Source organism: Pseudomonas sp. DR48, assembly GCF_019823085.1.
In the GTDB taxonomy this organism is placed as follows: domain Bacteria; phylum Pseudomonadota; class Gammaproteobacteria; order Pseudomonadales; family Pseudomonadaceae; genus Aquipseudomonas.
This window is the reverse complement of record NZ_CP081946.1, coordinates 2,641,322-2,660,414: the sequence shown is the minus strand read 5'-3', so window position 1 is coordinate 2,660,414 and position 19,093 is coordinate 2,641,322. Positions and strand designations below refer to the sequence as shown.

Genomic DNA, 19,093 nt, shown 5'->3' with positions numbered 1-19,093 from the left:
TGACTGATCGTTCCCACGCTCTGCGTGGGAATGCAGCCCGGGACGCTCCGCGTCCCAAACGTCGTGACGCAGAGCGTCACAGGAGTCATTCCCACGCAGAGCATGGGAACGATCATCACAAACTGTCGCTACAATGCTGGCTCCCCAAGGAGCCTGCATGTCCAACCTGATTGCCGACTGGCGCGACCGCCCTACCCATCGCCGGGTCTGGGCGCTCGCGGCGCCCATGATTCTGTCGAATATTTCCGTACCGCTGGTGGCACTGGTCGACAGCACGGTCATCGGCCACCTGCCCCACGCCCATCAGTTGGGGGCCGTCGCGGTCGGGGCCAGCCTGTATACCTTTCTCGCCTGGGCCATGGGTTTTCTGCGCATGGGCTCCACCGGTTTTGCCGCCCAGGCGGCCGGTCGAGGAGATGGCGCAGCGTTGCGGCAAATCCTGTTGCAGGGCTTGTTGCTGGCGATGGGCCTGTCGATTCTCCTCGGGGCCCTGGGCGTGCCGTTGAGCGGCGTCGCGCTGCACTTCATGCAACCCTCGGCAGAGCTGGATCAACTGACCCGCGAATTCTTCCACACCCGATTGTTCGGCCTGCCGGCAGCGCTGGCCAGTTATGCACTGGTCGGCTGGTTTCTCGGCACCCAGAACGCCCGGGCACCGCTGGCGATTTTGCTGAGCACCAACCTGGTGAACATCGCACTGAACCTGTGGTTCGTCCTCGGACTGGAATGGGGCGTGGTCGGTGCGGCCAGGGCCTCGGTCATTGCCGAATGGACCGGCGCCTTGATCGGCCTATACATGACGCGCCACGCCCTGCGCGCTTATCCCGGCCATATCGCCTGGGCCGCGCTGGCGCTGTGGAAAAGCTGGCGTCCGCTGCTGGCGGTCAATCGCGACATCTTCATCCGTAGCCTGGCGCTGCAATCGGTGTTTTTCCTGATCACCGTGCAAGGCGCGCGGCTGGGTGATGCCACCGTCGCCGCCAACGCGCTGCTGCTCAACGGTTTGCTGCTGACGGCCCACGCGCTCGATGGTTTGGCCCATGCCGTGGAGGCGCTGTGCGGACATGCCATCGGTGCGCGTGATCGAGAGGCGCTGCGTCGCTCATTGGTGGTCGCTTGCGGCTGGTCATTGCTGGCGAGCCTGGGGTTTGCGGCGCTGTTTGCGCTGGCCGGGCATCTGTTCATCGAGATGCAGACCGACATCCAGAGCGTGCGCGAAACCGCATTCGTCTACCTGCCCTACCTCGCCGTGCTGCCGTTGATTGCCGTCTGGAGTTATCTGCTCGATGGCCTGTTCATCGGCGCCACTCGCGCACGGGAAATGCGCAACGGCATGCTGCTGACGGTGCTCTTGCTGCTGCCCTTTGCCTGGGCGCTCCACCGTTTTGGCAATCATGGGCTGTGGATAACGTTCTTGCTGTTCATGTTGCTGCGCAGCCTGACCCTCGGCGCGTTTGCCTGGTACCTGCGCCGCAACGACGGCTGGTTCGCCGGCAACGTTCACTGAATCGGGCCGGCCTGCCAAACCTCCAGCGCCAGACCCCAAGCCTCATGGGTCTGACTGCCCGGAGGAATCGTTCTGCCACAGGTTGCGCAGGTTATCGAGCCGTTCCTGCTGGGTGCTTCCCGGCAATGGCTGCATGGGCAAAGTGTCGGGATACTGCAAACGCAGCCAAAACCAGCCATCCAGTACCGCACGCTCACTGAAGCCCAGCGCCAGTCCTTCCTGCGCGTCGGACCACAGGCGGTTGTAGTCGGTCCCGGTGGATCGGCTCCAATGCCAGACGTGCTGCTCCAGCATGCAGGTTTGCAAGGTGTCCTGCTGGCGCGGCGTCAGGTTTTCTTCGATGGCCAGCGCACTGACGGCAAGCCCGGGATTGAACAATTGCTGCCAGCCCTGACTGCCGATTGCGCGGTCGGCCCAGGTGCCGCCAAACCAGCGCAACTGGCTGATCGGGCCGAGCCAGCGACTCAGTTCCTGGGCGTCGCAGGCATCGAAAAAGTAACTGGCGGTGTGCGGGTTGTAATAGCTCAACAAGGCACGGTGATGCAGGCCGAAGGATACCGTCAGCATGCGACGCAAATGGTCGAGTAACTGTGACGGCGATGCCTCGCTGGTCAGCAACAATCCGCTCCAGACGTGAGGCTCGCGGTGACACAGTCCGGCGAGCAGCGGGCATTGCTCAAGGTCGACCAACACTGGCCCGTATTCGCGCAATGGCTGGAACTCGGTGCCATCGAACAGCAGGAACTGTCGAGCCTGCGCAAACTGCTGGCGCAGCGCCGCCCCGGCACGTGGTTCGCCCGGGACATCGAGCAATAACCATTGCGCCGTCGAGTCAGGTGCCTGGACGGTGATCATGCCGCACCGCTCTGGCCAGACTGTGTCGCCAGTCGGCAGGTGCAAAAAGGCTGGGTGCAATGAATAAAACTGCCGCCTGCGGGCAACAGACACAGAAGCGCCAGCGGTTCGCTGGATTGCAACTGTCCCAGCAAACCGCTGAGCGCCAGGCTCGCATCGGGCGTCGCTACGGGTGGCACGCTGGATGCCTTGATCGGTACAGGTCCAGGAAGAAATCCGGTGATCAACGGTTGGTCCGGATCGCCTTCGATAAAACTCACCAGCACCTGCACCCCTTCGCGCAATGGCAGGTCCTCTGTGTCGGCCAACTGCGGCGCAATCGGCAGCCAGCAATGACTCGGCGCCGCGCCTTCCCCTTGGTAAACCCAGTCAAACTGCACGGCAACCGGCCGGGACGAATCCGGTTGCGGTTCATCGATCGCTACCACCCACGCCCGCTGAAGACCATGCATCCGCGGCTTGCCGAGTGCATGAGTCACCAGGATCGAACGCTCCCCCGCCAGCGCATGAATCCGGTTTCGATACCCCGATTCCGAAGCCTGATGCTCGACGCGGGTCAGCAGCCAGCGACGATTGCATTCCATGATCGGATGGCCGGACAGCGACATCCACTGACCGCTGCGCAGTGTTGGCCGCTGGGTATCGCCCTCCAACCGATGATCGCGCCCCTGCAGCGTGAACGGGAGCACACCCGGTCGTTCGCCTTCGCCATTGAAAACGACGGCTTCATCGCGACTAAATTGTCCCGGATCATCACCGAAAACCAGGCAGTGACCACCTGCGCGATGCGCGAACCAGTAATGAAGCCCCTCTTGGGCGCAAAGACGCTGGAGAAACTGCAGGTCCGATTCCCGGTACTGCGTACAGAAGTCTTGCGGCGTGTAGTCGCCACTCACATCGAAACGGCAACCTTTGCCGGTAATGCCATGCTCCTTGAGCACCTGACGAAGAATGTCCGGCACCGAGCGATTGCTGAAGATTCGTTGGCTGACGCGCAGCCCCAGGCATGCCAGTTTCGGCCCCATGCGCACGCGGCAAAGCCTCGAACCGACGCCTTGACCAGGCTGGACGAGTTCAAGCAAATGGCCGTGGATTCCGTTTCCTGGCGGTCCGAAGTGCAAGAAAGCCGGGCGGTACAGCAAGCTTGCCAGGTCCAGTGTCGGATCATCGATCAGCAGATCCACCTCGAACACAAAAGGTTCGCTGATCGCTTCACTACCGGTAAAGGCCAAGACCTCGACAGGGTCGGACAGACCCTCTACATCGAGACGACAGGACGGCTCGTTGACTGGATCGAACATCGGCGATTCTCTACAGGAGGGGCGGCCGGGGATTCTCTCCGAGAGAGTTGACCGAGTAGAGAGCCGAAGTACAAATTAGGAAATTACCTACGCGAAAAGAAGACCACATCGCTTGGATAACCCATGATGTAAGTCATTTCGGTAGAAAACAGGGAAGCTTCGCACCGGGTCATCTGAAATTTCCGTCGCGCACGGAACATTTTCAGACAACCCGATGAGAGCGAGCCTTACCTCAGGAAGACAGGTAAGACGAACGGGTCAGCCCCAGACGCAAAGCGTCGAGGAACTGGGTGCGCTCGGCCGCGGTGATGCGGGCACTGGCGCACTTGTCGCGGTAGTGAGTCATCAGCTCTTCCGGCGACAAGTGCACGTAACGCAGCATGTCTTCGATGGTGTCGTGGGTTTCGATACCGGCGTGGTACACGCTGCCATCGGCGTTCTGGTAGATGTTCACCGAGTCGGTGTCACCGAACAGGTTGTGCATGTCACCAAGGATTTCCTGGTAAGCGCCGACCAGGAAGATACCCAGCAGGTAGTCTTCGCCTTCGTTCAAACCGTGTACCGGCAGGCTGGTTTCGATGCTCTGCTCGTCGACGTATTGCTTGATCTTGCCGTCGGAGTCGCAGGTCAAATCTTGCAGCACGGCGCGGCGCAGCGGCTCTTCGTCGAGACGGTGCAGCGGCAGGATCGGCAAGACCTGGCCGATGGCCCAGGTGTCCGGCAGGCTCTGGAATACCGAGAAGTTGCAGATGTACTTGTCGGCCAGCTTGTCGTTGAGTTCATCGAGCACCTGACGGTGCGAACGCTGACGCGCCTTCAACGAGTTGTGCAGGCGACGGCACACGGCGAAGTAGCATTGCTCGGCCAGGGCTTTTTCAGCCAGGGTCAGCTTGCCATCGGCGTACTGGGTCGCGATGTCGCTCATGTAGTGCGTGGCGCGCCAGTAGGTTTCGGTGACCATTTCGATGTCGGTCGGACCCAGCAGGTCAACCAGCCATTGCACGGTTTCCGGCAGCGCTTCCTTGTTGTCGATCTGCGGCACGTCATCGTTATGCTTCTCGACGTCGGTCACTTGCACCACCAGCATGGCGTGGTGAGCGGTCAGCGAACGGCCGCTTTCAGAGAAGATGTTCGGGTGCGGCAGGCTCTGCGCGTCGCAGAATTCCTTGAGCATCCCGACCACGACACCGGCGTAATCGTCCATGTCGTAGTTGATCGAACTGGCGTTGCGCGAGTGAGTACCGTCGTAGTCGACACCCAGACCGCCACCAACGTCGATGTGGTCAACCGGCAGGCCGAGGTTGCGCAGTTCGCCGTAGTAACGAATCGCTTCCTTGAAGCCGTGCTGGTAGTCCGCCAGGTTGGCGATCTGCGAACCCATGTGGAAGTGCAGCAGGCGGATGCCCTGATCCAGACCCGCCGCGCGGAAACGCTCGACCACCGACAACAGTTGCGCCGCCGACAGACCGAACTTGGACTTCTCGCCACCGGTGTCCGCCCATTTGGACGATGCCAGGGACGACAGACGCACGCGCAGGCCAACCTGTGGCTTGACCTTGAGCGAGGCCGCTTCTTCGATCACCAGCGCGACTTCGGATTCTTTCTCGATCACGATGAACACGTTGTGGCCCAGCTTCTGGCCCATCAGTGCCAGACGGATGAACTCGCGGTCCTTGTAACCGTTGCAGACGATGGTGCCGCCCTTCGGCGCCAGGGCCAGCACGGCCAACAGTTCAGGCTTGGAGCCGGCTTCCAGGCCAATGGACACGTTCTGGGTGGCGATGATGTTTTCGATCACCGCTTCTTGCTGGTTCACCTTGATCGGGTACAGCGCGGTGTACTTGCTCTGGTATTCCAGACGCTCGATGTTGGCATCGAACGCGCCGGTCAGCTGACGAACGCGGTCTTGCAGGATGTCGGGGAAGCGCACCAGCAACGGCAAGGACAGGCCGCTTTTGCGCAGCTGGTCGACTTGCTCGAAGAGGTCGATAGGCGAACTGGTCGGACCGTTCGGACGAACTTCGACGCGACCGGCGTCATTGATCGCGAAATACCCGGCCCCCCAATGGCGAATCCCGTAAACACTGCGGCTGTCCGCAACTGTCCATTGGCTGCCATCGTCTTTGCGTGTGCGTCGTACGGACATTGAAGTCCCCTATAAAGAAGTCATAGAGCGTCGCCTGGGATCAGGCCGGCGCATTCTAAAGAATGAAAATGACGGTTCGTCAACGAGGGGATAGACCTCGCTGACCGCAGTGAGTTTAGAAACCGGTCAGAACAGGCTCTGTGAAAACCATGTAGGCGACGCCAGACCTGAACGGATCAGGGCTGGATCAAGCCGAGGGTGGTTTTCACAGAGGCTGCTAGCCGCCGGACTTCTTCGCCTTGAAACCCAGCTTGATCAGTTCGGCCAAGAGTAGCTCGACATGATCGCCCTGGATTTCAATGATCCCGTCTTTCAACGCCCCGCCGGTCCCGCAACGTTTCTTCAACGTGGTCGCCAGGTCCTTGAGCGCGTCTTCGGCCAACGGCACGCCGGTGATGGTGGTCACCGTCTTGCCGCCACGGCCCTTGCTTTCGCGACGCACGCGAGCAATGCCGTCGCCGGCCGGGATAACGGTCTGTTTGCAGATACAGGCGTCGACCGGCTTACTGCAATCCGGGCAATGACGACCTGCGTCGGTGGAAAATACCAGGCCACCAAGGGCGGCGAAGGATGCGGCTTTTTTGGCCACCGGCAATCCTCTTGGGAGGACAAAGACTGATCGCAACCTTGGGCAAGGTTATCGACCGCGAAGCCCCACTCAGGCAGGGGCAGCGCTACTGAGCCGGGCACTGCCGGTTCAGCTTGAAAAGGTCGCGCAGTGTAACGGCAAAAAGCCGACTTGCTAAGAGCCAATCGGCGCCAATTTATAGCTCTTTTGCGACGTCTTTCCCTTGAGCCCGCAGATAGCGCATCAACGCGGCCAGGGAGTCCGGGCAATAGGGCTTTTGCTGGATTTCCAGCATGACCTGATCAATGGGGATGAAGCGCGCTTCAAGCACCTCTTCCGGTTGCAGGATCAACGGGCCATCCCACACCGCCGAAAACGCCGAACACCACAGGCGATTGCTCGTGTCTTCAAAGAAGAAGTGATCATGGGCGCTCAATTCCACGCCGCTCACGCCCAGTTCTTCTTCAAGTTCACGCGCTGCCGACTCGGCATAGGTTTCGCTGGCAAGCACCATGCCCCCTGCCGCCACGTCCCAGAAACCCGGGTAAATGGCTTTGCTCAGGGTGCGGCGGTGAACGCATAGTTCACCGGCCGAGTTGAACAGCATGATGTAGGTGCCGCGCCCGATCAGCCCGCGCTCGCGCAAATCGGAACGGACCAGGGCGCCGAGCAGGTTATCGTGCTCGTCGACCCAGGCGATCTGTTCGGCATCCGAGGCCGCGCGGTGGGCGGCCTCTTTGGCGTTATCGACCATGACTCAGCCCTGATTGAGCAATTGACGCAAGTCGATCACTGCAGCGTTGGCCCGGGAAATGTAATTGGCCATGACCAGCGAGTGGTTGGCCAGCACCCCGAAGCCGCTGCCGTTGAGTATCATCGGGCTCCAGACCGGTTCTTGCGAAGCCTCCAGCTCACGAATGATCTGGCGCACGCTGACCGTGGCGTTCTTCTTGGCCAGTACATCGGCGAAGTCGACTTCGATGGCGCGCAGCAAGTGCGACAGCGCCCAGGCCTGACCGCGTGCTTCGTAGAACACGTTGTCGATCTGCATCCACGGGGTCTCGACGATTTCTTCATCGACCTGCGGCACCTGGCCCGGGGCCAGGACTTCGGTTTTCAGTGCGGTGTTGAGCTTGACCCGGCCGACGCTGGCCGACAGACGTTGCGACAGCGAACCCAAACGGGTGCCGACATCGCCCAGCCAGTTGTTCAGGTTGTCGGCGCGGGCATAGAACAACGCGCTTTTCTGATTCGGATCGGACAGGCGTGCCTGATAACGGCTCAGGGAATTGATGCCTTCCTGGTATTCGGACTCACTGGAAGGCAGCACCCAGCTCTTGTTGTCGAAGTTGAAACGCGGCTCGGCCTTGGCCAGGTCGGCGTCTTCGGTGGACTGCGACTGGGAACGGGCGAAGTCTTTACGCATTGCCCGACTCAGGTCACGGACCTGGACCAGCACGCCATATTCCCAGCTTGGCGTGTTATCCATCCACAGGCCCGGTGGGAAACGGTCGTTGGAAATATAGCCGCCCGGCTTGTTCAGCAACGTACCGGCGACGGTCTTGAGGGTCTCCACCGTGGTGTACCCGATGACCATCTGCTTGCCTTCTTTCTCGGCAGCCGCCTGGGCATTTTGTTGAACCGGAAACAGCGCAGGCTCCTCGCTCCAATACCAACCCAGCCCAATCGTCACCAGCAGGTAAAGGCCGATCAGCGTGGCCAGCGCCCGGCTGAACAACAGGCCGCCGATGTAGCTGCGGGTGGCCGATTTCGGTTCAGCGGCACGTTCAGGCGCGCTGCCCGCGCGATTCTTCCAGTCCAGCATGGCGATATCCTTTCAATCACTTGAGTTCATCGGTTCGACCACAACCCTACGCCATCGTGCCTCGTTTGCCGCGCATTAATCCTGCGCGAAACAGCGAGCCACCCAACGAGGCGATCCTGGCGCCACTATAAATGAAGCACAGCGTTGAGCCTATGCGACCAGTCGGTCAGAAACTGAATGATGTCGCTTTGCAGATTATTGACACACAACACTCATGGGATTCAAAAGAGGTGCTAGCATAGAGCCACCAGTCGATCTCAGCATGCACCCTAACTAGTAGTCAGGATATGACCGAGCCAGAAGACCCCAGCCGTGAGCGCCTCAAGCACCACTTTGCCCAGCGGGTAATTCATCAGGCACGTCAAATTCTTGAGATATGGCAGCGCCTGCAACGCAGCGAGTGGTCCACTACCGATTTGTCCGAACTGAGCGAGGCCAACCTGCGCCTGCTGCGGTTCGCCGAGCGTTTCGAACAACCGGAACACTCTCAACTGGCGCGCCACATCGGCCAGTCGCTGGAGGCGGTCGACGCCAATCGCGGACGCCTGAGCAGCGGGCTGATCACCGACCTCAATCGCTTGATGCAACGCCTGTCACGCACCGGCCTGCGTCACGGCGATCACCTCGAACAGACTTTCCTGCCGCCGCTGCGCAAGCCGATCTACGTGATGCTGCAAGATCACGACCGCGCCGAGCGCCTGGCCAAGCAACTTGAATTTTTCGGACTCAGCGCGCAGTCCCTGGACAGCGTGTCGGCATTTCGCTCCTCGATGATTGAGCGCTTGCCTGCGGCGATCGTCATGGACGTGGATTTCAGCGGCGCCGGCATCGGCCTGAAACTGGCGGCCGAAGCCCAAGTCGGCCTGGACGAACCTTTGCCCCTGCTGTTCTTCAGCCTGCACGAAACCGACACCCCGACCCGCCTCGCCGCCGTGCGCGCCGGCGGCCAGGAATTCCTTACCGGCACCCTCGAAGCCTCGAGCCTGCTGGAGAAAATCGAAGTCCTGACCTGCGTCGCCCAGTACGAACCTTATAAAGTGCTGATCATCGACGACTCCCGCGCCCAGGCGTTGCACACCGAACGTCTGCTTAACAGCGCCGGCATCGTCACCCGCACCTTGATCGACCCGATTCAGGCGATGGCCGAGCTGGCGGACTTTCAGCCGGACCTGATCATCCTCGACATGTACATGCCCACCTGCACGGGAACGGAACTGGCCAAGGTGATCCGCCACAACGACCGTTACGTCAGCGTGCCGATCATTTACCTGTCGGCCGAAGATGATCTGGACAAGCAGCTCGACGCCATGAGCGAAGGTGGCGACGACTTCCTGACCAAGCCGATCAAACCGCGGCACCTGATCACCACCGTGCGCAACCGCGCGGCCCGGGCGCGCAATCTGAAGGCGCGGATGGTCCGCGACAGCCTGACCGGTTTGTATAACCACACGCATATTCTGCAATTGCTCGAAGACTGCAGCTTCCGCGCCCGCCGCGAGAACAAGCCGCTGAGTTTTGCGATGCTCGACATCGACCACTTCAAACGCGTCAACGACAGCCATGGCCACCCCATGGGCGACCGGGTGATCAAGAGCCTGGCGCTGTTCTTGAAGCAGCGCTTGCGCAAGACCGATTTCATCGGCCGTTACGGCGGTGAAGAGTTCGCCATCGTCATGCCGGACACCGATCTCGAATCGGCGCACAGGGTGCTCGATGAAATCCGTCAGCGCTTTGCCGAGATTCACTACCCGGCCCAGCCGCAGGATTTGTGGTGCACCTTCAGCGCCGGGGTGGTGGAGCTTTGTGAACACTCCGACAGCCTGATGATGGCCAGCCAGGCCGACGAGGCGCTGTACCGCGCCAAGGACGGCGGACGTAACCGCGTGCAAGCCGCGCGAACGTCAAAGCAAAGTGCCACTTTTTCATCGGATTGGACCCATTCAGTCATAACCCTGTAACAGAAACGCAATAACTTCAGGCGCTTACCATTCTGCCGTTGGTAGACCCGCGATGCGCCTGAAGCTGCTGACCAATCTCAATACCCTCCTTTTAGTCGCCGTGTGCGTGGCCCTTGGCGTGACGCTCTGGTGGTCGCAAAAAGCTTTGGAACGCCCCTATCTGCTGATGGAGCGCTATCTGGGCCTGTCCCAGCAATTCCAGAATGAGGTGGCGCGCAATATCGAGGATTACCTCGCCAGCGGTGATGCCCTGCGTTTGAGCAGCGCCAGCCAGGCCATCGACAGCCTGCAAAAGGAACTCGGTGAGTTGCCGCCCGCATTGGCTGAAACCCTGCGCCCGAGCCTGTCGAACCTGGAAGAATTCAGCAAAACCGATCTGCTGGCCGCCGGCAAACTGGCGGGCGATCCGCAGGCCTTGCTGTTGCAAGCGGAACGGGAACTTGGTGCCAGTCTCGAACAACTCAGCCAGTACGCCAGCGCAAACGCGACTTATCTGGCGCCCTTGCTCGCCGCCTCGCAGCACCTGGGCAAACTGTCTCTGGCCCGGGACAAACTGGTCAGCAGCGGCCGCAGCGAATTGGCCGCCGATGTCGAGCGCGAAGTCGCCAGCATCCGTACGCAGGCCGAGCTGCTTGGCGCGTTGCCGCTGCTGGGTGTTGCCAGCAGCAGCGAATCAGGCAGTGACGATTTCTCGGCGATGATGGGCCTGGAGAACACCGAAAAAACCGTAGCCGAAGACGCAGGCGTTGGCCTGAAACGGGAACTCAACAGCCTGCTGACGCGCTACCCCGCCGAGCTCTCGCGCACGCGCGACCAGATTCAAAAACGCGCCGACCTCAGCAACGCGACGCACCTGAAGATCGCCGCCGTACAACAGGCCATTGCCGGGCTGGAACCGGTGGTCCGCGCTCAGCACGGTCAGATCCAGGGTGAAGTGCGGTTGATGCAGGGCGTGATGATCGGCCTGATTTTGCTGATCGCCCTGCTGATCGACACCTTGCAACGCAAACTGGCCAGGACGCTGACCAACCTGGCGCCGGCGCTCTCGACCTGGGCCGAAGGCGACTTCAGCCAAGACATTCAACTGGGCAAGACCAACCGCGAACTGCATGACATTGAAGCGTCGCTCAATCGCCTGCGCGCTTATCTTGTGGACCTCGTGGGGACCATTCGCCTGAATGCCGAACAGGTCGCCGGCAGCAGCCGCACCCTGGCCGAACTGAGCAATGACCTGCACAGTGGCGCCGAGCATCAAGCGGGCGACACGGCGTTGATCCGCGATTCCCTGGGTGAACTGGAGGCGACGATTCAACAAGTCGCCGGTGACGCCAGCCAGGCGGCCGACGCCAGCCGTCATGCCGGGCTGGCGGTCGAGCATGGACAAAAAGTCATCGGCCTGAGCCTCACCGGGCTGCATGCGCTGGTGGGCGAAGTGCAGGGCAACGCACAGATGATCGAACATCTGGCCGAAGAGTCGGCGACCATCGGCGGCGTTCTCACGGTGATTCGCTCGATTGCCGACCAGACCAACCTGCTGGCCCTGAACGCCGCCATCGAAGCCGCCCGCGCCGGAGAAATGGGTCGCGGATTTGCCGTTGTCGCGGAAGAGGTTCGCTCACTGGCACAACGCACCGCGGGCGCCACGGCCGAGATCCAGACCTTGATCGCCGGCCTGCAAACCGCCGCAAGGCAATCGGTTGAGGGCATGCGCGCACAGGTCGAACACGCCGAAGCCACGGCCAATCAGGCCCAGGCGGCCGACGGCGCACTGGATAAAATCGTCGGCGCGATCCAGACCATTTCCGACACCGCCGTGCGCATCGCCGATGTCACCGCCCAGCAGAGCGGCGCCGTCAGTGAGATCCGCGATCACAGTGAGCGGATTCACCAATTGGGTGGGGATAACTTGCTGCGCATCGGCGAGGGCCGCGTGCAAGGGGAAAATCTGTTGGTGTTGGGTGGACGACTTCACACCGCCGTCCAAGCCTTCCGCGTCTGATAAACCGCCATCGCGGGCAAGCCCGCATGATCGTTCCCACGCTCTGCGTGGGAATGCCTCAATGGACGCTCTGCGTCCGCTGTTGGGACGCGGAGCGTCCCGGGCTGCATTCCCACGCAGAGCGTGGGAACGATCAAAATCAAAAGATCGCAGCCTCGTTTCACTCGACAGCTCCTACATACATACGGACCCGAGACGACTCCGCTATCATTCCCGCACCTCCGATACGCGAGATTGTCATGCGCCGTTTGCTCTGCCTGCTGTTTTTAATGTTCGCCCTGCCGGCCTCCGCCGGGTTGCTGGAGAGTCGGCCCAGTACCACCCTGGGTTCGATCAACAACAGTGCCGACTTCCTGCCGGTGCGCGAGGCGTTTCAGCTGAGCCTGGTAGACAGCACACCGCAATCGATCAAGCTGCGTTTTGTCGCGACAGAGGGTTACTACCTCTATCGCCATCGCTTTCAATTTCGCGCCGACCCGGCCGATGTCGGCCTCGGCGCGGCGCAATTGCCCAAGGGCGAACAGAAACACGATGAGTACTTCGGCGATGTCGAGGTCTACCACGGAATTCTCGACGTAGAGCTGCCGCGCACCGATCAACGGGCCTTTACCCTGGCGGTGACCTATCAGGGCTGCGCCGATAAAGGCCTGTGCTATCCACCCGAAACCGAGCGCCTCAGCATTGATGGTATCGGCGCCCCGACGGCCGCGCACATCTGGAGCTGGCGTGAACTCGCGTTGTTTTTTCTCGCAGGCTTGGGGCTGACCTTCACACCGTGCGTGCTGCCCATGCTGCCGATCCTTTCCGGCGTAGTGCTTCGCGGCCAGGTCGGTGGCTTGCGCGGCTTCAACCTGTCCCTGGCTTACGTGCTGCCAATGGCCGCCTGCTTCGCCTTGCTGGGTGCGTTGATGGGAATGTTCGGCGCGCAACTCAACCTTCAGGCGCGCCTGCAATCGGCCTGGGTGCTGGTGCCGTTCGCGATGTTTTTTGCTGTGTTTGCCCTGGCGATGTTCGGCGTGTTCGAACTCAAGTTGCCGCACGCCATCAGCAGTCGGCTGGATCGTATCGCCGGCCGCACAGAAGGCGGCTCGCTGTGGGGCGCGGCGGTGTTGGGCGTGGTGTCGAGCCTGCTGGTCTCCCCCTGCGTGTCGGCGCCGCTGGCCGGTGCGCTGCTGTATATCAGCGCCAGTGGCGATGCTCTGGGCGGCGGTTTGAAATTGTTCATGCTCGGCCTTGGCATGGGCGTACCCCTGTTGCTCGTGGCTACCGGTGGCGCGGCCTGGCTGCCCAAAAGCGGGCCGTGGCTGATCCAGGTGAAAAATGCGATCGGCGTGTTGCTGCTGGGTCTGGCGATCGGGCTGCTCAGTCGCGTATTGCCGGGACAGATCACCTTGTTGCTGATCGGCTTGCTGGCCGGGGGCGTCGGGTTGTTCATGGGCGCGCTGGAGTTCGTCTACAAACCGCCGCGAAAACGCCTAGGACAATTACTGGGGATGTTCCTGCTGTTTTACGCGCTGGCCTGTTGGTACGGCGCATTCAGTGGTCAGACGGACCCGTTCAATCCGATCGGCCAGCCGCACATGATTGCCGGCAACCAGCAACCGCAAGACAGCGGCGCCTGGCAAACCGTCACGACCCCGGCCGAGCTTGATCGCGTTCTCGCCGACGCCCGATCCACAGCCACCCCGCTGCTGCTCGACTGGTACGCCGACTGGTGCATCAGCTGCAAAGTCATCGAACACGAAGTGCTCAACGACGCCAATGTCGTCGAACGCCTCAAGGGCTATCGACTGATCCGCTTCGACATCACCGCCAGCAACGCTGAGCAACGCACCCTGCTCGATCGCTACAAACTGTTCGGTCCTCCGGCGCTGATGTTTTTCGGCAAGGACGGCATCGAACGCACTGATGTGCGGGTGATTGGCGAGATCGGCGCGAAGGACTTCGCTGAACGCGTCGCCAAAGCAAATGACCGGATTTAATCACTCGGTCACATATTTCGCGCAAACATCGGCCATCGTGCTGGCTATTGCATAGAACTGGACAGTCACAAAGGCTTTGCGGCATAGTCGCCGGGTTCTGACAATTGCACACAGATAACAAGGATCAGCAGATGGCGACCTTATTGGTTTTGCACGGCCCCAACCTGAACTTGCTCGGCACCCGTGAACCGGGCACCTATGGCGCTACGACACTGGCGCAGATCAACCAGGACCTGGAACGCCGCGCTCGTGAAGCCGGTCACCATTTACTGCACCTGCAAAGCAACGCCGAATATGAATTGATCGACCGCATCCACGCCGCTCGCAGCGAAGGTGTGGATTTCATTCTGATCAATCCAGCAGCTTTTACGCACACAAGTGTCGCATTACGTGACGCGCTGCTGGCGGTGAGCATCCCATTCATCGAAGTGCATTTGTCTAACGTGCACAAACGCGAACCTTTCCGCCATCACTCTTACTTCTCCGACGTAGCGGTGGGAGTGATCTGCGGCCTTGGCGCCAGCGGTTATCGACTGGCCCTGGAGGCCGCCCTAGAACAGCTTGAAAGACCGGCAACAGCTTGAACAACAAGCGTTACGCCCCTGACCGACCCTTGGGAGTTGATGATTCATGGATATCCGTAAAGTTAAGAAACTGATCGAACTGCTGGAAGAGTCCGGCATCGACGAGCTCGAGATCAAGGAAGGCGAAGAGTCCGTACGTATCAGCCGTCATAGCAAGACTCCGGCTCAGCAGTATTACGCACCTGCTCCAATGCACGCTCCGGCTCCAGCGCCTGTCGCTGCTGCCCCGGTTGCCGCTGCCGCTCCTGCTGCTCCGGCCGCCCCCGCGCTGAACGGCGCCGTTGCCCGTTCGCCGATGGTCGGTACGTTCTATCGCAAGTCTTCGCCATCCTCGCCGTCCTTCGTTGAAGTCGGCCAGACCGTGAAGAAAGGCGACACCCTGTGCATCGTCGAAGCCATGAAGATGATGAACCACATCGAAGCTGAAACCAGCGGTGTGATCGAATCCATCCTCGTCGAAGACGGCCAGCCGGTTGAGTACGACCAACCGCTGTTCACCATCGTTTGAACCGCGGAGAAACTTTGATGACTGCGAAGTTGGAAAAAGTTCTGATCGCCAACCGCGGTGAGATTGCCCTGCGGATCCTGCGTGCCTGCAAAGAGATGGGCATCAAGACTGTCGCCGTTTACTCCAAGGCCGACAAAGAGCTGATGCACCTGGGCCTGGCAGACGAATCCGTCTGCATCGGTCCGGCCTCTGCCGCGCACTCTTACCTGCACATCCCGGCAATCATCGCCGCCGCTGAAGTGACCGGCGCTACCGCCATCCACCCAGGCTACGGTTTCCTTGCGGAAAACGCTGATTTCGCTGAACAGGTCGAGAACTCCGGCTTTGCTTTCATTGGCCCCAAAGCCGACACCATTCGCCTGATGGGCGACAAGGTATCGGCCAAGCACGCCATGATCGCTGCGGGTGTTCCAACCGTTCCGGGTTCCGACGGCCCACTGCCTGAAGACGAAGAAACCGCTCTGCGCATCGGTCGCGAAGTCGGTTACCCGGTGATCATCAAGGCCGCTGGCGGCGGCGGTGGTCGCGGCATGCGCGTTGTGCATAAAGAAGAAGACCTGATCTCCTCGGCGAAACTGACCCGCTCCGAAGCGGGCGCAGCGTTCGGCAACCCGATGGTCTATCTGGAAAAATTCCTGACCAACCCACGTCACGTGGAAGTCCAGGTGCTTTCCGATGGCCAGGGCCATGCCATCCATCTGGGCGACCGCGATTGCTCGCTGCAACGTCGTCACCAGAAGGTTCTCGAAGAAGCGCCGGCACCGGGCATCGACGAGAAAGCCCGTGCTGAAGTCCTAGCTCGCTGCGTCAAGGCGTGCATCGACATCGGCTACCGTGGCGCCGGCACCTTCGAGTTCCTTTACGAAAACGGCCACTTCTACTTCATCGAGATGAACACTCGTGTCCAGGTAGAGCACCCGGTTTCGGAAATGGTCACTGGCATCGACATCGTCAAGGAGATGCTCAGCATCGCCGCTGGCAACAAGTTGTCGTACACCCAGGAAGACGTGGTCATCCGTGGTCACGCGCTGGAATGCCGGATCAACGCCGAAGACCCGAAAACCTTCATGCCAAGCCCAGGCACGGTCAAGCATTTCCACGCTCCAGGCGGCAACGGCGTTCGCGTCGATTCGCACCTGTACAGCGGTTATGCCGTTCCGCCGAACTACGATTCGTTGATCGGCAAGCTGATCACCTACGGCGCAACCCGTGAAGAAGCCATGGCACGCATGCGCAATGCGCTGGACGAAATCGTTGTCGACGGGATCAAGACCAACATCCCGCTGCACCGCGACCTGGTCCGTGATGAAGGCTTCTGCAAAGGGGGCGTGAACATTCACTACCTCGAGCACAAGCTGGCAGGCGAGAAGCACTAAGCTTCGACCCTATCTACAAAGCCGCCTCCGGGCGGCTTTGTTGTTTCTGGGTATTTCATCCGAGCATCAGGAACTGTGCGGTGAGCACAGGCGACTCCCACAAAACCTCCGCGCTCGCGTAAACTTGCGCGCTTCTCGCAGCCCGCTAGGCTGCAATCTATATTTTTCAAAGGTGCCCGCCATGCCTTGGCTGCAAGTCCGTCTCGCCATCAGCCCAGAACAAGCCGAAACCTACGAAGACGCGTTCCTTGAAGTGGGCGCCGTGTCGGTGACCTTCATGGATGCCGAAGATCAGCCGATCTTCGAACCGGAACTCAACACCACGCCGCTGTGGTCGCACACGCACCTGCTGGCACTGTTCGAAGGCGGCACCGAAGCCGCCTCCGTGCTGGCCCATCTTGAATTGCTGACCGGTAGCCCGCTGCCCGAGCACCACAGCGAAGTCATCGAAGACCAGGACTGGGAACGCAGCTGGATGGACGGTTTCCAGCCGATGCGTTTCGGCCAGCGCCTGTGGATCGTGCCAAGCTGGCACGCCGCCCCGGAACCGGACGCCGTGAACCTGCTGCTGGATCCGGGCCTGGCATTTGGCACCGGCACCCATCCGACCACCGCCTTGTGCCTGGAATGGCTCGACGGTCAGGACCTCAAGGACTGCAACGTGCTCGACTTCGGCTGCGGCTCTGGGATCCTGGCGATTGCCGCCCTGTTGCTGGGCGCCAAGCAAGCCGTGGGCACCGACATCGACGTCCAGGCACTGGAAGCTTCCCGCGACAACGCCGGGCGCAACAATATCGCCGAAGCGCTTTTCCCGCTGTATTTGCCGGAAGATCTGCCCCAGGTTCAGGCTGACGTGCTGGTCGCCAACATCCTGGCTGGCCCGTTGGTTGCCCTGGCGCCGCAGCTGTCCAGCCTGGTCAAGCCTGGCGGCCGCCTGGCACTGTCGGGCATCCTCGCCGAGCAAGGTGAAGACGTTGCCAAAGCCTACGCCCAGGACTTCGATCTGGACCCGATCGCCAATCGCGATGGCTGGGTGCGCATCACTGGCCGTCGGCGCTAGAATGAGCGCCTGCCTAAACCGGATCGCCGCATGACCGATAGCTTCGTCACTCAGTGCCCGCATTGCCAGACCAGCTTCCGCGTGAGCCACGCTCAATTGAGCGTGGCCCGTGGAGTGGTTCGTTGCGGCTCGTGCCTGCAGGTGTTCAACGCCGCCAAGCAGCTGCTTGACCAGCGGGCCGGCAAGGAAGCGGTCAAACCGGTCGCCCCGACCATCGTCGAACCGCCGGCACAGCGCGCCATCAGCCAAAAGCAATGGTCTGCCGCCGAGCTGGATCTGGACAGCCTGGACCTGGACGAAGAACTTGCCCGGCTCGAACAGCGGGAAATCCAGCCGACCACCGAATTCGGCCGGCACCGCGAAGACAGCCTGAGCGCTCGCCGCGATAACCCCGAACACGACGCTCCGTGGTCCGACAGTCTCTTCAGCGAATCGGCCGCCGATCGCGCCCAGGCGGTCGAAGACGACCAAAAGGAAGCGCGGACCGAACCGGGCAAGCACGCGCGCACTGAACCTTCGTTCTCGCTGGAACCGGTTGATCTGGACGACGAACCCCAGGTGCCGCAACTGCGCCTGAATGACCCGCTCGACATGCCCTTGCACCATGATCGCCTGTCGGCAACCGATGCACCTGAGGACGACCTGCCCCCGATCGTCCCCCTGCGCAAGCGACACGAGCGCAGTGAATCGACCGAACGTGCCGAGGCGTTGCAAGACCTCAGCGACGATCCGCTGCAACTGGATTGGCAAAAACGCCGCTCCCCCTGGGGCCGACGGCTGTTCTGGTCCCTGCTGGTGTTGCTCGGCGCAGTCGCGCTCGCGGGCCAATACGTCGCTTACCATTTCGATGAATTGGCACGCCAGGACCAGTACCGTCCGTGGTTCCAGCAACTGTGTCCGCAAATCGGCTGCACGGTGCCATCCAAGGTCGACATCGCAAAAATCAAAAGCAGCAACCTCGTCGTGCGCAGCCACCCCGAGTTCAATGGTGCGCTGGTGGTCGATGCGATCATCTACAACCGCGCGCCCTTCTCCCAGCCGTTCCCGTTGCTGGAACTGCGTTTCGCCGACCTCAACGGCCACCTGATCGCCAGCCGCCGCTTCAAGCCCGGCGAGTACCTCAACGGCGATCTTGAAGGAATGGCGGAGATGCCACCGCAGACGCCGATCCACATCGCACTGGATATCCTCGATCCAGGCTCCAAAGCGGTGAACTACAGCCTGAGCTTCCATTCGCCCGAGTGAAACGGTTCACCGTTACAGGCTTGACGGCATATTTCTGACTTTGACCGCTCATACCAAACCGCTGGCGATAACAGAATTACTGTTCAGATTTTGTTCAATTCAGCCTTTATCCAGTCATCGAGAGCGGGTATCATGCCAACCCTTTTTCGAACTCTCATGATCCGGCCCCACAACAGGGA

At 60.9% G+C, this 19,093-nt stretch carries 14 protein-coding genes and 1 pseudogene; 9 read left to right on the top strand and 6 right to left on the bottom strand.

Annotation, left to right across the window (positions count from 1 at the left end; all coding sequences use genetic code 11):
• Window positions 1–157: 157 nt before the first annotated feature.
• Window positions 158–1,507, top strand: a complete 1,350-nt coding sequence (locus K5K95_RS12015; RefSeq protein ID WP_222589611.1) for an MATE family efflux transporter — start codon at window positions 158–160, stop codon at window positions 1,505–1,507.
• A 42-nt stretch (window positions 1,508–1,549) separates the two neighbouring features.
• Here the strand turns inward: K5K95_RS12015 and K5K95_RS12010 are convergent, their stop codons facing one another.
• The 6 genes from K5K95_RS12010 to K5K95_RS11985 form a co-directional block, all read right to left on the bottom strand.
• Window positions 1,550–2,362, bottom strand: a complete 813-nt coding sequence (locus K5K95_RS12010; RefSeq protein ID WP_222589610.1) for a DUF4123 domain-containing protein — start codon at window positions 2,360–2,362, stop codon at window positions 1,550–1,552.
• Window positions 2,359–3,663, bottom strand: a complete 1,305-nt coding sequence (locus K5K95_RS12005) for a type VI secretion system Vgr family protein (RefSeq protein WP_222589609.1) — start codon at window positions 3,661–3,663, stop codon at window positions 2,359–2,361. Before K5K95_RS12005 ends, K5K95_RS12010 begins: the two co-directional genes overlap by 4 nt.
• Window positions 3,664–3,895: 232 nt before the next feature.
• On the bottom strand, window positions 3,896–5,809 hold the full coding sequence (gene speA / locus K5K95_RS12000) for an arginine decarboxylase (RefSeq protein WP_222589608.1): 1,914 nt from the start codon (window positions 5,807–5,809) through the stop codon (window positions 3,896–3,898).
• A 217-nt stretch (window positions 5,810–6,026) separates the two neighbouring features.
• Window positions 6,027–6,398, bottom strand: a complete 372-nt coding sequence (locus K5K95_RS11995) for a translation initiation factor Sui1 (protein WP_090176030.1) — start codon at window positions 6,396–6,398, stop codon at window positions 6,027–6,029.
• Between the two features lie 175 nt (window positions 6,399–6,573).
• Window positions 6,574–7,131: an NUDIX hydrolase gene (locus K5K95_RS11990; protein WP_222589607.1), complete on the bottom strand. Its 558-nt coding sequence runs from the start codon at window positions 7,129–7,131 to the stop codon at window positions 6,574–6,576.
• A 3-nt stretch (window positions 7,132–7,134) separates the two neighbouring features.
• Complete coding sequence (locus K5K95_RS11985; protein ID WP_222589606.1) at window positions 7,135–8,202, bottom strand: DUF2333 family protein; 1,068 nt, start codon at window positions 8,200–8,202, stop codon at window positions 7,135–7,137.
• A 287-nt stretch (window positions 8,203–8,489) separates the two neighbouring features.
• Between K5K95_RS11985 and gcbA the strand changes: the two genes are divergently transcribed.
• The 8 genes and pseudogenes from gcbA (at window position 8,490) to K5K95_RS11945 (ending at window position 18,914) form a co-directional block, all read left to right on the top strand.
• A complete protein-coding gene (gcbA, locus tag K5K95_RS11980) occupies window positions 8,490–10,160 on the top strand; it encodes a diguanylate cyclase GcbA (RefSeq protein WP_222589605.1) in 1,671 nt (556 codons plus the stop codon).
• Window positions 10,161–11,652: 1,492 nt separating this feature from the next.
• Window positions 11,653–12,159: pseudogene (locus K5K95_RS33580) on the top strand (methyl-accepting chemotaxis protein); the annotation flags it as partial.
• 239 nt (window positions 12,160–12,398) lie between these two features.
• Window positions 12,399–14,141, top strand: coding sequence for a protein-disulfide reductase DsbD (locus tag K5K95_RS11970; RefSeq protein WP_222589603.1), 1,743 nt, complete (start codon window positions 12,399–12,401; stop codon window positions 14,139–14,141).
• A gap of 131 nt (window positions 14,142–14,272) precedes the next feature.
• Window positions 14,273–14,725 carry a type II 3-dehydroquinate dehydratase gene (aroQ, locus tag K5K95_RS11965; RefSeq protein WP_020797556.1) on the top strand — a complete coding sequence of 151 codons (453 nt, stop codon included), beginning with the start codon at window positions 14,273–14,275 and terminating at the stop codon, window positions 14,723–14,725.
• Window positions 14,726–14,771: 46 nt separating this feature from the next.
• Complete coding sequence (accB, locus tag K5K95_RS11960) at window positions 14,772–15,233, top strand: acetyl-CoA carboxylase biotin carboxyl carrier protein (RefSeq protein ID WP_090176048.1); 462 nt, start codon at window positions 14,772–14,774, stop codon at window positions 15,231–15,233.
• 17 nt (window positions 15,234–15,250) lie between these two features.
• Window positions 15,251–16,609 (top strand): acetyl-CoA carboxylase biotin carboxylase subunit, encoded by a 1,359-nt coding sequence (accC, locus tag K5K95_RS11955; protein ID WP_090176051.1) that lies wholly within the window; start codon window positions 15,251–15,253, stop codon window positions 16,607–16,609.
• A 181-nt stretch (window positions 16,610–16,790) separates the two neighbouring features.
• Complete coding sequence (gene prmA, locus K5K95_RS11950; protein ID WP_222589602.1) at window positions 16,791–17,669, top strand: 50S ribosomal protein L11 methyltransferase; 879 nt, start codon at window positions 16,791–16,793, stop codon at window positions 17,667–17,669.
• A gap of 30 nt (window positions 17,670–17,699) precedes the next feature.
• On the top strand, window positions 17,700–18,914 hold the full coding sequence (locus tag K5K95_RS11945; RefSeq protein ID WP_222589601.1) for a DUF3426 domain-containing protein: 1,215 nt from the start codon (window positions 17,700–17,702) through the stop codon (window positions 18,912–18,914).
• Window positions 18,915–19,093 lie beyond the last annotated feature (179 nt).

Bases quoted from the DNA above. Each gene is read 5' to 3' on its own strand.
- K5K95_RS12015 (WP_222589611.1), top strand. From the start codon at position 158: ATGTCCAACCTGATTGCCGACTGGCGCGACCGCCCTACCCATCGCCGG.
- K5K95_RS12010 (WP_222589610.1), bottom strand. From the start codon at position 2,362: ATGATCACCGTCCAGGCACCTGACTCGACGGCGCAATGGTTATTGCTC.
- K5K95_RS12005 (WP_222589609.1), bottom strand. From the start codon at position 3,663: ATGTTCGATCCAGTCAACGAGCCGTCCTGTCGTCTCGATGTAGAGGGT.
- speA (WP_222589608.1), bottom strand. From the start codon at position 5,809: ATGTCCGTACGACGCACACGCAAAGACGATGGCAGCCAATGGACAGTT.
- K5K95_RS11990 (WP_222589607.1), bottom strand. From the start codon at position 7,131: ATGGTCGATAACGCCAAAGAGGCCGCCCACCGCGCGGCCTCGGATGCC.
- K5K95_RS11985 (WP_222589606.1), bottom strand. From the start codon at position 8,202: ATGCTGGACTGGAAGAATCGCGCGGGCAGCGCGCCTGAACGTGCCGCT.
- gcbA (WP_222589605.1), top strand. From the start codon at position 8,490: ATGACCGAGCCAGAAGACCCCAGCCGTGAGCGCCTCAAGCACCACTTT.
- K5K95_RS11970 (WP_222589603.1), top strand. From the start codon at position 12,399: ATGCGCCGTTTGCTCTGCCTGCTGTTTTTAATGTTCGCCCTGCCGGCC.
- aroQ (WP_020797556.1), top strand. From the start codon at position 14,273: ATGGCGACCTTATTGGTTTTGCACGGCCCCAACCTGAACTTGCTCGGC.
- accB (WP_090176048.1), top strand. From the start codon at position 14,772: ATGGATATCCGTAAAGTTAAGAAACTGATCGAACTGCTGGAAGAGTCC.
- accC (WP_090176051.1), top strand. From the start codon at position 15,251: ATGACTGCGAAGTTGGAAAAAGTTCTGATCGCCAACCGCGGTGAGATT.
- prmA (WP_222589602.1), top strand. From the start codon at position 16,791: ATGCCTTGGCTGCAAGTCCGTCTCGCCATCAGCCCAGAACAAGCCGAA.
- K5K95_RS11945 (WP_222589601.1), top strand. From the start codon at position 17,700: ATGACCGATAGCTTCGTCACTCAGTGCCCGCATTGCCAGACCAGCTTC.